The sequence below is a fragment of the Comamonadaceae bacterium M7527 genome (assembly GCA_021044545.1).
Lineage (GTDB): Bacteria > Pseudomonadota > Gammaproteobacteria > Burkholderiales > Burkholderiaceae_C > RS62.
In genome coordinates, this window is record CP087990.1 from 1,640,393 (window position 1) to 1,654,112 (window position 13,720).

12 protein-coding genes and 1 pseudogene are annotated in these 13,720 nt (G+C 56.9%); 3 read left to right on the plus strand and 10 right to left on the minus strand.

Annotation, left to right across the window (positions count from 1 at the left end; translation table 11 throughout):
- Positions 1-57 precede the first annotated feature (57 nt).
- The 6 genes and pseudogenes from LN050_07985 to LN050_08010 form a co-directional block, all read right to left on the minus strand.
- Positions 58-1,311 carry a glutamate-5-semialdehyde dehydrogenase gene (locus tag LN050_07985; protein ID UFS57361.1) on the minus strand — a complete coding sequence of 418 codons (1,254 nt, stop codon included), beginning with the start codon at positions 1,309-1,311 and terminating at the stop codon, positions 58-60.
- Between the two features lie 76 nt (positions 1,312-1,387).
- The gene (gene holA / locus LN050_07990) at positions 1,388-2,440 is read right to left on the minus strand and encodes a DNA polymerase III subunit delta (GenBank protein UFS55738.1); all 1,053 of its coding nucleotides are present in this window, start codon (positions 2,438-2,440) and stop codon (positions 1,388-1,390) included.
- Between the two features lie 30 nt (positions 2,441-2,470).
- Positions 2,471-3,028, minus strand: a complete 558-nt coding sequence (locus tag LN050_07995) for a hypothetical protein (protein UFS55739.1) — start codon at positions 3,026-3,028, stop codon at positions 2,471-2,473.
- Positions 3,029-3,035: 7 nt separating this feature from the next.
- Positions 3,036-5,714: a leucine--tRNA ligase gene (leuS, locus tag LN050_08000; protein ID UFS55740.1), complete on the minus strand. Its 2,679-nt coding sequence runs from the start codon at positions 5,712-5,714 to the stop codon at positions 3,036-3,038.
- Between the two features lie 70 nt (positions 5,715-5,784).
- Positions 5,785-6,550 (minus strand): annotated as a pseudogene (dapB, locus tag LN050_08005) (4-hydroxy-tetrahydrodipicolinate reductase).
- A 65-nt stretch (positions 6,551-6,615) separates the two neighbouring features.
- Positions 6,616-7,245 carry an outer membrane protein assembly factor BamE gene (locus tag LN050_08010; GenBank protein ID UFS55741.1) on the minus strand — a complete coding sequence of 210 codons (630 nt, stop codon included), beginning with the start codon at positions 7,243-7,245 and terminating at the stop codon, positions 6,616-6,618.
- Positions 7,246-7,433: 188 nt separating this feature from the next.
- On the opposite strand from LN050_08010, the gene fur reads away from it, so the two are divergent.
- On the plus strand, positions 7,434-7,862 hold the full coding sequence (gene fur / locus LN050_08015; protein UFS55742.1) for a ferric iron uptake transcriptional regulator: 429 nt from the start codon (positions 7,434-7,436) through the stop codon (positions 7,860-7,862).
- A 25-nt stretch (positions 7,863-7,887) separates the two neighbouring features.
- On the opposite strand, the gene hprK is transcribed toward fur, so the two are convergent.
- From hprK to LN050_08035, 4 genes are all read right to left on the minus strand, one after another.
- Complete coding sequence (hprK, locus tag LN050_08020; GenBank protein UFS55743.1) at positions 7,888-8,841, minus strand: HPr(Ser) kinase/phosphatase; 954 nt, start codon at positions 8,839-8,841, stop codon at positions 7,888-7,890.
- A gap of 48 nt (positions 8,842-8,889) precedes the next feature.
- Positions 8,890-9,363, minus strand: a complete 474-nt coding sequence (gene ptsN / locus LN050_08025; GenBank protein ID UFS55744.1) for a PTS IIA-like nitrogen regulatory protein PtsN — start codon at positions 9,361-9,363, stop codon at positions 8,890-8,892.
- A 146-nt stretch (positions 9,364-9,509) separates the two neighbouring features.
- Entirely contained in the window at positions 9,510-9,839 is a 330-nt protein-coding gene (gene raiA / locus LN050_08030) for a ribosome-associated translation inhibitor RaiA (protein ID UFS55745.1), read from the minus strand.
- A gap of 168 nt (positions 9,840-10,007) precedes the next feature.
- Positions 10,008-11,249 (minus strand): MFS transporter, encoded by a 1,242-nt coding sequence (locus tag LN050_08035; protein UFS55746.1) that lies wholly within the window; start codon positions 11,247-11,249, stop codon positions 10,008-10,010.
- Between the two features lie 65 nt (positions 11,250-11,314).
- Between LN050_08035 and LN050_08040 the strand changes: the two genes are divergently transcribed.
- Positions 11,315-11,929 (plus strand): patatin-like phospholipase family protein, encoded by a 615-nt coding sequence (locus LN050_08040; protein UFS55747.1) that lies wholly within the window; start codon positions 11,315-11,317, stop codon positions 11,927-11,929.
- 803 nt (positions 11,930-12,732) lie between these two features.
- Positions 12,733-13,716 (plus strand): magnesium/cobalt transporter CorA, encoded by a 984-nt coding sequence (gene corA, locus LN050_08045; protein ID UFS57362.1) that lies wholly within the window; start codon positions 12,733-12,735, stop codon positions 13,714-13,716.
- The last annotated feature ends 4 nt before the right edge of the window (positions 13,717-13,720 follow it).

A 13,720-nucleotide genomic window follows, 5' to 3' on the forward strand; every position in this document is an offset into this window, starting at 1 on the left:
ACCGCCTATAAAACTATGTGGCGACACCCAGCACTTTTGCAAGTGCTGCCGGCCAGCCTACACCCTTATTTCGCCTTGGCCCAGGACCACATACTTCAGCGAAGTCAGGCCCAGCACGCCAACGGGGCCGCGTGCATGAAATTTATCAGTTGAAATGCCGATTTCGGCACCCAAACCATACTCAAAACCGTCAGCAAAGCGCGTACTGGCATTGACCATCACGCTGGCGGAGTCCACTTCGCGCAAAAAACGCTGCGCGTGCGCATGGTTGTTGGTCACTATGCAGTCAGTGTGATGACTGGCGTATTGGTTGATGTGGGCGATGGCCTGGTCTACGTCGGCCACCACCTTCACACTCACAATGGGTGCCAAGTACTCTTCAAACCAATCGGCCTCAACAGCATCCACCAGTTTCAACCCCTCAACAGTCGCCAAAATGGCCTTACTGGCTGGACATGCGCGCATCTCCACACCCTTGGCGGCATAGACATGGGCTATAGCTGGCAAAAATGTGGGCGCTGCAGCCTTTGTGACCAATAGACTCTCTGTGGCGTTACAAGGGCTGTATTTCTGCGTTTTGGCATTGTCTGCCAAACGCACTGCCATGGCTATATCGGCGCTATCGTCCACAAACGTATGACAATTGCCGTCTAAATGCTTGATAACAGGCACCTTGGCCTCGGCGCTGATGCGTTCTATCAAGCCTTTGCCGCCACGCGGAATAATCACATCCACAAAGTTGGGCATGGCGATCAAATGCCCAACAGCGGCTCTATCGGTAGTAGCCACTAATTGCACTGCATTTGCAGGCAAATCAGCGCTATTTAGCGCTTGTTGCACCAAAGCAGTCAAAGCCTTGTTGGACTCGATGGCCTCGGAACCACCGCGCAAGATGCAAGCGTTACCGCTTTTAATGGCCAAGGATGCAGCCTCAATGGTGACGTTGGGACGACTTTCAAAGATCATGCCAAATACGCCTATGGGTACGCGCATTTGCCCCACACGTATACCGCTGGGGCGCTGGGTCATGCCCGTAATTTCGCCAATGACATCGGTCATGGCTGCCAGCTGCTCACAACCTTGTGCGCAAGTCTCTATGGTCTTGGCGTCTAGCTTTAACCTGTCCACCATGGGCGCGGACAAACCATTGGCTGTGGCGCGCGCCATGTCTTGGGCATTGGCGGGCTGCAAGTCTGACTCGTGCTCACGCAGCAAAGCCGCCAGTGTCATCAGTGCCTTGTTTTTTTGTGCCGCGCTGGCTTTGGCCATGGCTGCGCTGGCCTGACGAGCGGCCACGCCCATGTCTTGCATGAGGGCGGCAACGTCTTGGTGGTGATCAGAAGCGTTCATGTTTGGATTGTCGCACTACCAGTTATCTGCTGGCCATTCAAACAGCTGCGCAGTGCTTGCACACTGTCGTCGCCATATGGTGCAAGGCCCGCCAGGGCTTGGCGGGCAAGTCATCTTGGGGCAAGCCTTTAACAATGCCATCTATGGCGTGCGCCATCACCACCCACTGCGCCACTTGTTTGGACTGCAAGGAAGGCAATACCCGCTCCATCAAACGCTCACGCGGGCCCCATACGCGGCTTTCACGCAGCGCCATAGGCAAGGCCTTACCCGCATTGGTCGCCGCTTTGACGCGGCTGAGTGTGCGTATGTCTTCGGCCAAGGCCCAGTGCACCAACACAGCGGCCACGCCCTCGGCCTCCAGGCCATCCAACATACGCTGCACGCGCGCCAACTTGCCAGACAACACGGCCTCGCTGAGCTTAAAAGCGTCGTAGCGTGCCACGTTCAGTACCGCTGCCTCAATTTGCTCAAGAGACAACTCGCCTTGTGGGTATAACAGCCCCAGCTTTTGGATTTCCTGATGTGCCGCCAGCAAGTTGCCCTCAACACGGTCAGCAAAGAATGCAAGCGTTTGCTGCCCGACCTCGCCAGACAACACGCGCTGGCCTTGCTGACCAAGCCGTTGTGCAATCCAGTTGGGCAATGCGGCCCTGTCAATACTGTCCACCTTAATGGCAGCGCCGCTGCCCTCTAGTGCCGCAAACCAAGCGCTTTTAGTCGTTGCACCGTCCAAGCGCGGCAACACCACCAGGGTGAGTGTGTCGTCACTGGCGGCAGCTGTTTGCGCCAGCGTTTGCAAAGCGATTGAGCCGTCTTTGCCGGGCTTGCCCGTGGGTATGCGCAGCTCAATGAGCTGCTTGTCGGCAAACAAGCTGAGCGAAGCACCGCTGGCCAGCACCTCGCTCCAGTCAAAACGCGCGCCGGCGGCAATGTGCACCACGCGCTCAGAGAAGCCTTGCGCACGCGCCGCTGCTCTGATCGCGTCGCAAGCCTCTTGCACCAGCAAGGCCTCGTCGCCGTAGACGGTGTAAAGGCTTTTAAGGCCTTTGTCTAAGTGCGCACTAAGCGTATTGAAAGCAACTTGCATGGCCTGGCGACTTGTGCAGCGACGTATGCCTTAGGGCTGACGCGCGGCCAAATCAATGGCAGCCAGCCGGCGCATGACTTGCTGCACCACGCGCGCTTGCAAGCCTTCAAACACGGCGTCTTGCTCTAGCTGCTTGGACAAAGTAGCCGACTCTTGATAACTCATGTCTTGCTCAAGCGACACATCGGTAGGCGGCGTGAGTGCGCGGCCACCCGCGTCTAGCGCCTGCCAGCTGTACTGTATGCGCAGGTTTAACTCGCGCACCTGGCCCGCAATGGTAGATCCCACGACCGTGCGCTCTCGCTGGTCAGCGCTCACGCGTATCACCACACCTGTGGCGCTGGCACTGTCTCCGGCTACGTTGGTTGGCGTAAGCACGTCCACACGCTCAATACCCTGCAAGGCCAGGGCTTTGCCAACGGCCTCACTCACCAAACCCACCGCGCCAGAAAAAGCCACTCGTTCAAACACCAGTTTGGGCGCGTCGCCACGCAAGCGAAAGCCGCAGCCCGCCAGCGCACTGGCGGCAGCGGCAGTCAAACCAAGCTGAAGAAAAGCGCGTTTGCTGGCACGTGTTGCTGGTGTCATAAAAGCCTCAAATTACGATGTTGACCAAGCGCCCTGGTACCACCACTACTTTTTTAGCAGCAGCACCGTTGGCCTGTTTCAAAAAGGCGTCGCTGGCCAAGGCTGCGGCCTCTATGTCGGCCTTGCTGGCGTCAGCAGCCACCCTGACTGCACCGCGCAATTTGCCATTGACTTGTAGCATCAGCTCAATCACATCTTGCACCAATGCAGACTCATCAACCACCGGCCATGGCGCGTCAAGCAAGTCGGCCTGAGCGTTAAAGCCCAACTCAGCCCACAACGTGCAGGTGATGTGAGGGCAAGCTGGGTACAGCACGCGCAACATGATGGAGAAACACTCGGCCAAAGCCTTGTTGTCTGCATCGGTGTTGGCCAGCTGCGCGCCCTCTAGCGTATTGAGCATTTTCATCACGGCTGACACCACCGTGTTGTACTGCATGCGCTCGTAGTCAAAAGAGGCTTGACGCAAGACCGTGTGAACATCCAAGCGCAGCGCCTTGGCTGCGTCGCTGTAAGCAGGCGCATCGGCCGCCAGCTTCACGCCTGCAGCCAGTGCATCCTGGTGTTTGTAACCAAAATTCCAAACGCGGCGCAAAAATCTAAAGCTGCCCTCAACCGCAGCGTCGTTCCACTCAAGCGTGGCCTCAGGCGGCGCAGTAAACATGGTGTACAGGCGCGCGGTATCGGCACCAAAGGTGTCTATCAAAGACTGGGGGTCAACGCCATTGTTTTTAGATTTGGACATGGTGCCCACGCCCTCGTAGTCAATGGCGGTACCAGCGGGCAAGTCCCCCACGGCTTTGATGAGCTTGGCGCCCATCACCTTGCCTGCATCATCGTGTACATGCTCAACGTCGCTGGGCCAAAAATACTCCTTGCCGCCTTGCGCTGTGCGCTTGGAGTAAATATTGTTCAGCACCATGCCCTGCGTGAGCAGCCTGGCAAACGGCTCGTCCACGCTCACCAGCCCCAAGTCACGCATGACCTTGGTCCAAAAGCGCGCATAGAGCAAATGCAAAATGGCATGCTCAATACCACCAATGTACTGATCCATGCCGCCGGCCATCCAGTACTGCGCACCCTCGCTCACCATGGCATCTGCGTTGTGTGGGTCGCAATAACGCATGAAGTACCAAGACGAATCGACAAAGGTATCCATGGTGTCGGTTTCGCGCTTGGCAGGTTTGCCGCAACATGGGCAAGCCACATTCAAAAACGCCTCAGACTTGTTCAGCGGGTTACCGCTGCCGTCCGGAACCAGGTCTTGTGGCAGCACCACCGGCAAGTCTTTTTCAGGCACTGGCACTGCGCCACAATCATCACAGTGAATGATTGGAATGGGCGTACCCCAGTAACGCTGACGGCTGATACCCCAGTCGCGCAAACGCCAAGTGGTTTGCTTCTCGCCCAAGCCTTTGGCACTGAGGTCTTTGGCCACCGCATCCACGCACTCGGCAAACGGCAAACCGTTGTAGGCGCCTGAGTTGATCGCAACACCAGCCCCCTTGGTGGCATACCACTCTTGCCATTGCTGGTCGTCAAACGGGCCTTGCCCTTCTACAGCGACAACAGGCTTGATGGCCAACTGGTATTTGAGCGCAAACGCAAAGTCACGCTCATCATGGGCAGGCACGCCCATAACAGCGCCGTCGCCGTAGCTCATGAGCACATAGTTGCCCACCCACAGCGCAACCGACTCGCCAGTCAGCGGATGCACAACAGTAAGACCTGTGTCCATGCCCACTTTTTCCTTAACCGCCATTTCAGCTTCTGTGGTGCCGCCTTGCTGGCACGTCACAATAAAAGAGGCCAGTGTGGGGTTGTTGCTGGCCGCATGCGCAGCCAGTGGGTGCTCAGGAGCGACCGCACAAAACGTCACACCCATGATGGTGTCCGGGCGCGTCGTAAACACATACATGCGCCCGCCATCTATCAGCTCACCACCGGCGTTTTTGACATCGTGCGTAAACGCAAAGCGCACACCTGCGCTTTTGCCAATCCAGTTTTCTTGCATGGCGCGCACGCGCTCTGGCCAGCCGCCAAGTGTGGCGTTGCTGTTGCCGTTTTGCACGTGGTCCAGCAACTCGGGCGCGTAGTCGGTAATCTTGAGGTAGTACCCGGGAATCTCCCGCTTTTCCACCACGGCACCTGTACGCCAGCCTTTGCCGTCAATCACTTGCTCGTTGGCCAATACGGTTTGGTCTACCGGGTCCCAGTTCACCACCTGGGTTTTGCGGTAAGCAATGCCTTTGTCCAGCATCTTCAAAAACAGCCACTGGTTCCACTTGTAATAAGCCGGGTCGCAGGTGGCCACCTCGCGTGACCAGTCAATGGCCAAGCCCATGGCTTGCATCTGCTTTTTCATGTAAGCGATGTTGTCAAACGTCCACTTGGCTGGCGGCACTTTGTTTTTGAGTGCTGCGTTTTCAGCGGGCAAGCCAAAGGCGTCCCAGCCCATGGGCATCAAGACGTTGTAACCCTTCATGCGCAGCTGACGCGTGAGCATGTCGTTGATGGTGTAGTTGCGCACGTGGCCCATGTGTAGCTTGCCACTGGGGTAAGGCAACATAGAACAGGCATAAAACTTGGGACGTGATCTGTCCTCTGTGACGCGGTAGGCGTCAGCGCTGGCCCATGCGCTGCGCATGGCCTGTTCAATCACTTGGGGTTCAAATTTCTCTTGCATCTGGGTGCTGTGGCGCTGGTAATGGTGAGCAAGCTGGCGCTTGCCAATTCAGGTAATCGGATTCAGTAGGTCAGTGCAAGCCCAACACATCGAACATGTCAAACATGCCTGTTGGCTTGTCTGCCAAAAAGCGGGCGGCGCGCAAACTGCCCTGCGCATAGTGGCGCGCGGCTGCTGGACTTGTGGGTGATTTCAATGCGCTCACCGGTGCCGGCAAACAACACGGTGTGGTCACCCACAATATCACCGCCACGAATGGTGGCAAAACCAATGGTGGACGGATCACGCTCACCGGTGACACCTTCGCGGCCATACACCGCGCAGTCTTTGAGGTCGCGCCCCAGGGCGTGGGCAACCACCTCGCCCATCTTCAAGGCTGTACCCGATGGCGCGTCAACCTTATGGCGATGATGGGCCTCGATGATTTCAATGTCATAGCCTTCGGGCATGGCTTTGGCAGCCATCTCCAGCAGCTTTAGTGTGACGTTGACACCCACACTCATGTTGGGCGCCATCACCAGCGACGTGGTTTGACTGGCTTTTTGCAACTGCGCTTTCTGGTCGTCGCTGAACCCGGTGGTACCAATCACCACAGACACGCCCGCAGCAACAGCAGCAGCCACATGCACCATGGTGCCTTCGGGTCGGGTGAAGTCAATCAACACCTGCGCACCTGTCAAGGCTTGCGCCACATCACTTTGAATGGTGACACCCGTGGTGCGCCCGGCAAACGCACCAGCATCCAAGCCCAACGCGGTTGAGCTAACGTGATCCAGAGCGCCTACTAACCGCATGTCTGGGCTGGCCAACACAGCCTCTACCAACATCTGGCCCATGCGTCCGCTGGCACCAGCTACCACCACACCAATACTGTCGGGCTGGATAGCCACTTGCGCCGAGCTCATTGGACCTCCTGGGCATTCAGCGCGGGGAAGCTAGTCGTAGACGGCTCGTTGGCGTTATTGGCCGCAGGCCCTGCATTGCTGTCTTTTAACGCAGCCTGTTGCGCTTGAAACTGCTTGATTTGCTCGGGCGTTGCAGACAATGGCAAGGCCTCGGTGGTGTCTATTGGACGGCTGATGGACTGCACAAATGCCTGCTCTGAAGGCATGTCGTCACCTACAAATTTGGCCACCTTATTGTCTTCAAACCATATGGTTAAGCGACGCTGTTGGTCGGGTGAGCCTTGGCGCGCCCATGTGAACACGTAGTCCCAACGGTTGCTGTGAAACACGCTTTGCAACAGCGGCGTACCCAACAAGCCAGCGACTTGTTCGCGCGACAAACCGACACGCAACTGTGCAGCTTGCTCTTTGGTGATAACGTTGCCTTGCAACACGTCAGGACGGTAAGGGCTTAGCCAGCCGCCCAGCGTGCTGATGGTTTCGCCCAAACTGGCGGACGGCTCGGAGTCGGCTTTGGGCGCGCTGCTGGCGCAACCTGTCAGCACCAAAGCACATAGAAAGGCAGCACCGATGGCGGCTAGGCGCACACGGCACTGGTTGGCAATCAACAATACAGCAGACGTCATAAAAGTGTGGCCCCAAAAGGCCTTGCGTTGAGGTGTCTGATTGCTGCACCCAACCCGCTTGCGACGGGGTTTGAGGCAACCTAGCATCCTTAGCGCGCCAAGTGTTTAGCTGACGCACTATGATCTAGCCATTGTAGTTCAGGGGCTACGCCCTGCACCCCGCCACACCACGCAGCGCATAGCCTGTTATGAATACCTTAGACGAACTTAAAAACACTGGTTTAAAGGCAACGCTGCCGCGTTTAAAAATTTTGGAAGTCTTCCAAAATGCCAGCCAACGCCACCTTACCGCTGATGACGTCTACCGTTTGCTACTGGACGACAAGGCCGACATAGGCTTGGCCACGGTTTACAGGGTGTTGATGCAGTTTGAACAGGCTGGCTTGCTGGTTCGCAGCAGCTTTGAGTCTGGCAAGGCGGTGTACGAACTAGATCACGGCCAACACCATGACCACCTGGTGTGCCTGGACTGCGGGCGTGTTGAGGAATTTTTTGACGCGGAGATTGAAAAGCGCCAGCACGATATCGCCACAGCCAAGGGCTTTGAGTTGCAAGAACATGCCTTGTCCTTGTATGCCAACTGCACCACAACCAACTGCCCCCACAAAAACAAGTAAGCCCGCCCAATCGGGCCAGGCGGGCCTAGTCCAGGCCTTGGTCCATGGCCAAACGCTGACGCTGGACAAACTCTTTGTAGGTATCAATGCCGCGCAGCTGCAAGATGGTGTTGCGCACAGCAGCCTCTACCAATACCGCAATATTGCGCCCGGCCACCACCTGAATAACCGCCTTGCGCACCGGCACGCCCAGCACGTCCTGGCTGAGTGTTTCGTGGGGCATGCGCTCGTATTTGCGCTCCAGGGTCTCCTTGCGCACCAAATGCACAATCAATTTAAGACGTAATTTCCGCCGCACTGCCGTCTCGCCAAATATGGCCTTGATGTCCAGCAGGCCAATACCGCGCACCTCCAACAGGTTTTGCAGCAGCTGCGGGCAGCGGCCCTCTATGGTGGCTTGGTTGATACGGAATAAATCCACCGCATCATCCGCCACCAAGCCATGACCACGAGAAATCAGCTCTAAGCCCAACTCGCTTTTACCCAGGCCGGACTCGCCGGTAATCATGACGCCCATGCCCAATATGTCCATGAACACACCGTGCATGGTGGAGCGCTCGGCAAAGTGCTTGGACAGGTAAGCCCGCAGCACGTCCACTACAAAAGCGGCTGACTCGCCAGTGGCAAACAGCGGGATACCTGCTCGCTCGCACATGGCCAGCAACTCGGGTGGTGCCGTGGCACCATCAGCCAGCACCAACGCTGGCGGCTCCAAGGTAACAATGCGCGCGGCCCGTCTGGCGCAGTCGGCACTGGCGTCGCGGGTGAGGTAGGCAATTTCACGCTCACCCAACACTTGTACACGGTAGGGATGTATGTAGTTGAGGTAGCCCACCAGGTCAGCGCCAGAGCGTGCAGCCCTGATGGCCACTTCGTCAAAGGGGCGCTCAGACGCGTCCAAACCAGCCACCCACCGCCAGCGCAAGCGCGAGCGGTGCGCTTCAAACAACACATCAGCACTGATGACAATGGGGCGCATAGTCGTTGGTGCTGCTGGTGCGGTGGCTAGCTGCTAAGGGTATTGAGCTTACGCAGCAGCAGCGTGGGCAGACTGCCAGTTGGCAATCAGTTGGTGCAAGTCTTGCACCGAGGGCGCGCTCTTCATGCGCTCGCGCAAGTCGGCGTCACTCAAGATTTCTGCGATTTCAGACAGTATTTCAAGGTGTTTTTGCGTAGCCGCCTCGGGCACCAGCAAGCAAATCATGAGTGTGACGGGTTGCTCGTCTGGCGCATCAAATGCAATGGGTGCGGCCAGCTGGAACACCGCGGCCATGGGCTGCTTAAGCCCTTTGATACGACCATGCGGTATGGCCACACCGTGACCCAAGCCCGTAGAACCCAGGCGCTCACGCGCAAACAGACTGTCTGTCACCAAAGAACGGCTAAGGCCATGCTGGCCTTCGAACAATAAACCTACCTCTTCAAATGCGCGCTTTTTGCTCGTGGCATCTAGCTCAACTGAGACTTGCTCTATGGGCAAGATTGCTGACAAACGGTTCATGACATCCCTCTAGCGGCACGGGTACAAACGCGGGTTGCGCTGCACCCCCACCCACAAGAAAAAGCCACCTGTTTAGCAGGTGGCTTGTTACGTTGCGTCATTTTTACCACTTTTTCAAGCCTTCGCAAGCCCAAGTGGCGCGAAGCCTACATCAATCGCTTAGTGCTTTGATGATGGTGATCTTGCGTTTTATCCTTGTGTTTGAGTACCTGTCTGTCCATTTTGTCGGCCAAATCGTCTAATGCAGCGTACAAATCAGCGTGCGCACTCTCGGCGAATAAGTCTTTACCCTTCACATGGATATTGCACTCAGCGCGCTGCCGCAAATCTTTTTCTTTCAGGTTGTCAACGGTGAGCAGCACCTTGACGTCCACCACTTGATCAAAGTGTCTTGTAATTCTGTCCAGTTTGGTGGTCACGTAACTGCGCAAGGCGGGGGTAACGTCCAGATGGTGTCCGCTGATGGTCAAGTTCATGATTAAGCCTCCTAAAGCTTAGGTTGACAAACAAAGCGGGAGCAGCTGAACCGTTACTCCCACTTAGAGAAAAACCGACTCAACCCCACTATGCGCTCACCTCAAACTTTTTGCAATATTGCGCTGCAGCAATACAGATCAGGCCCTGGCATCCCGTTACATCACCCCTTATTGATTGGGTTTGAGGCCACTGTCCACCACTTGCGGCGCAGGGGTATGGGTGTGCATGCGCACCTTGGTCAACACCCACAACGACAGCCCAGCCAGTCCAAAACCAACCAAGGCAGTCAACCAATAGCCCACCACCAAGCCGTTGGCGTCACGGCTGATCAGCAAGCCGCCCAACACTGCACCCAGCGCCATGGCCAGCGATTGAGACGCACCTGACAAGGCCATAAAAGTGCCTCGGCGCTTGGGGTTGGCAGCCGAGGCCACGATGGCCGAGCTGGGTATCATGCGCCCGCTGACCACTACAAAGAACAACACATACACCACAGCCACCACCCACAACGGCGTGCCCTGCGGCATCAGTGTCATGGCAAACAACGGCACCCAGATGACCCAGTTCAGGCGCTGGTAAATCCAGACCTTACCGCGTTTGTCAGCCAACACGCCAATCACGCGCGCACTGATCAGCGTTGCCAAACCACCTATGAGGTACAAGCCCGGTATGTCGGTGCTGGGTATGCCCACATTGGTGTCCACATAAATGGTGATGTACGGGATGACCATAAAGCCAGTCATCACCGACAGGCCAGAAAACAGGAAGGCCCATAAGTGGTTGCGCTCTCTTACCGTAGCCCAAATGCCGCCCAACATAGAGCTGCGGTCTGGCAGGCTGAGGTGTGCGTCTAGCTTGGGCATGGCCACGGCGGTGATGGTCATAAACACCACCGACAAGCCCACCACCAGCCAAAACGGCGCATGCCAGCTGAGGTTGGCGGCCAGGTACAGGCCAATGGGCACACCCGCCACAGTCGATACCGAAAACGACGACATCACAATGCCCATGGCGCGACCGCGCCGCTCAAAGGGCACAACATCGGCAATGATGGTTTGGCTAAGCGCCGACAACACGCCACCAAACAGGCCGGCCGCAATGCGCGCAGCCATAAACTGGCCGTAGGTATCGGATAGGGCGCACGCCATGGTGGCCACGGTAAACGCACCGTACAACACCATCAACAAGCGCTTGCGGTCAAACATGTCCAGGTACGCTGAAGCCAGCACACCCGACAAACCCGCTGCAAATGTGTAGGCCGACACCAGGGCGCCAAACTGGGCGTAGCTGATGTCAAAGACCTTTGTAAACTGGGGCCCAAGCGGCATCATGACCATAAAGTCAAGAATGTGCGTGAATTGAATGCCTGCCAATGTCAGCATCAACCAGCGTTCGCGAATGGGCGTCATGAGAGATAGCGCTTTGTTTTGTGAGAGACAAGAAAGCCTACTAATGTACAAGTTTGACACCCAACATGCTATTAGATAAGTTACTAAAGCCCAACGGCGCGGCCACGCATGGCCACACGGGCTTGGTGCTGATGGGCGGCGGCGCACGAACGGCCTACCAAGTGGGCGTGCTGCGCGGCATTGGACAGCTGCTGGCGGCGCAGGATTCATCAATGCACAGCTCGCCCACCTTCCCCTTTCAGGTGCTGGTGGGCACCTCAGCCGGCGCGCTCAATGCCACTTATTTGGCCAGTCAAGCCAACACCGGCCTGGTTGCGTTTGAGCGGCTTGCCTCTTTTTGGTTGCGTCTGCGCAGCTACAAGGTCTATGACTTGGACGCACCCGCCTGGGCCAGACACAATCTGCTTTCGGCTGGCTGGGTGTTGGCCAAGCAAGTGCGCGCGCACAAGGCACTGCTGGACAACACGCCGCTGGTAGACACCCTGCACAAAGCCATTGACCTGCAGGCCATTGAAAGTACGATTGCGAAAGGCCTGATTTCCAGTTTGGCCGTCACCACCTCCAGCTACACCAGCGGCCTGCACTGGACCTTTGTACAAACTGGTGAACACGTCAGCATCAAGCTTGGCGCAGAGCCGATAGGCGGGCTGAGATACAGCCCATCAACATTGAGCACCTGATGGCATCCAGTGCCATTCCGTTTTTGTTCAGGTCTGTACCGTTGTGGGTAGACGGTCACCGTGAGTTTTTTGGCGATGGCTCCATGCGCCAAACCGCCCCCCTGTCACCGGCGATACATTTGGGAGCCAACCGCATACTGGCCATTGGCGTGGGCAAGCCCGTGGGTGCGCGCAACCGCATTCATGCCGCACAAGGTGAGCCCACCGCAGGCGTGGTAGCCAGCCATGCCATGGCAGGCATTTTTCATGACACCCTGCATGGCGACGCCGAACAAGCCAAGCGTGTAAGCGAGGCTGTGCGGGAGCTCAACCCCAAGCTGCGTAAAGCCTTGCCCTACGAACCACTAGAGGTGTTGGCAATTCACCCCTCAGAGTCGCTGGACCAGATTGCGCTGCGTCACACCCACCTGCTGCCCAAAGCCACGCGTGCCGTACTGATGGGCCTGGGCGCTGTCAACGACAACGTCGCCAGACCCAGCGACAATGCAGCCAGCCTGGCCAGCTACTTGATGTTTGAGCCGGGTTTTATCCATAGCCTGGTCGCGCTGGGCGAGCACGACGCCAAGCTGCACCGCGACGCGCTGCTGCGCTTTTTGCAGTGCCATAATGTCGCAGTCACATACATCGGAGAAACTCCTTGGAAGCCAGCCCCAGTTGCTTGCTTTCAGTCCAGAGTTGCCGCGTCAGCTAAGCGTCGCCTTGGCCGAGCAGGCAGGGCTGAAAGCACACACCACCACTTTTCAGCCCGCACAGCGACGCGCTGTGCTTTGCCCCAACGCTTAACCCCCAAAGGGACCAGCTACATGCTCAACGTATTTACCTTGGTCAACGGTCGTCTATTTCAAGAAGAAATTGAGTCGCTGGAAGACCTGCGCCGGTTTAAACCTATTTGGGTTGACCTGGATGAGCCCACCGCCGAGGAAAAGCAGTGGATTAAGCAAACCTACGCGCTAAGCATTCCAGACGACGCTGTAGATGACGACATCGAAGAGTCAGCGCGCTTTTACCAGGAAGACAACGGCGAAATGCACATTCGCAGCGACTTCTTGATAGACGATGGTGAAAACCCACGCGGCGTGCGTGTGGCATTTATTTTGAAACAAGAAGACGCCGCAACAGGTGGTGGCGTGTTGTTCTCAATTCACGATGAAGACGTACCAGTCTTTCGCTTGCTGCGTATGCGTGCACGGCGTCTGCCCGGCCTCATTGAGGACTCCAAAGACGTGCTACTGGCATTGTTTGATGCGGACGCCGAGTACTCCGCCGACACACTGGAGGAGATTTACGACCAACTCGATGACGTCAGTCGCCGCGTGTTGTCAGGCGACGTCACCGACGACACCGCGGGCAAGGTGCTGTCTGCCATTGCCCGCGACGAAGACATGTCCGGGCGTATCAGGCGCAACGTCATGGACACGCGCCGTGCGGTGAGCTTTATGATGCGCGCACGCATGCTCAACGCCGAACAATTTGAAGATGCCCGCCAAATCTTGCGCGACCTTGACTCACTGGACTCGCACACGGCCTTTCTGTTCGACAAGATCAACTTCCTGATGGACGCCACGGTTGGTTTTATCAACATCAACCAAAACAAAATCATCAAGATCTTCTCGGTGGCCAGCGTGGCCTTGCTGCCGCCCACACTGATTGCCAGCTTGTACGGCATGAACTTTCGCTTCATGCCGGAAACGCAGTGGGAATATGGTTACCCCATGGCGCTGGGCATGATGGTGTGCTCAGCCATTGTTCCCATGCTTTACTTTAAAAAGCGGGGCTGGCTGGGCTGACACC

Bases quoted from the DNA above. Each gene is read 5' to 3' on its own strand.
- raiA (UFS55745.1), bottom strand. From the start codon at position 9,839: ATGAACTTGACCATCAGCGGACACCATCTGGACGTTACCCCCGCCTTG.
- fur (UFS55742.1), top strand. From the start codon at position 7,434: ATGAATACCTTAGACGAACTTAAAAACACTGGTTTAAAGGCAACGCTG.
- LN050_08035 (UFS55746.1), bottom strand. From the start codon at position 11,249: ATGACGCCCATTCGCGAACGCTGGTTGATGCTGACATTGGCAGGCATT.
- LN050_08010 (UFS55741.1), bottom strand. From the start codon at position 7,245: ATGACGTCTGCTGTATTGTTGATTGCCAACCAGTGCCGTGTGCGCCTA.
- LN050_08040 (UFS55747.1), top strand. From the start codon at position 11,315: ATGCTATTAGATAAGTTACTAAAGCCCAACGGCGCGGCCACGCATGGC.
- LN050_07985 (UFS57361.1), bottom strand. From the start codon at position 1,311: ATGCAAGACATGGGCGTGGCCGCTCGTCAGGCCAGCGCAGCCATGGCC.
- ptsN (UFS55744.1), bottom strand. From the start codon at position 9,363: ATGAACCGTTTGTCAGCAATCTTGCCCATAGAGCAAGTCTCAGTTGAG.
- LN050_07995 (UFS55739.1), bottom strand. From the start codon at position 3,028: ATGACACCAGCAACACGTGCCAGCAAACGCGCTTTTCTTCAGCTTGGT.
- corA (UFS57362.1), top strand. From the start codon at position 12,733: ATGCTCAACGTATTTACCTTGGTCAACGGTCGTCTATTTCAAGAAGAA.
- holA (UFS55738.1), bottom strand. From the start codon at position 2,440: ATGCAAGTTGCTTTCAATACGCTTAGTGCGCACTTAGACAAAGGCCTT.
- hprK (UFS55743.1), bottom strand. From the start codon at position 8,841: ATGCGCCCCATTGTCATCAGTGCTGATGTGTTGTTTGAAGCGCACCGC.
- leuS (UFS55740.1), bottom strand. From the start codon at position 5,714: ATGCAAGAGAAATTTGAACCCCAAGTGATTGAACAGGCCATGCGCAGC.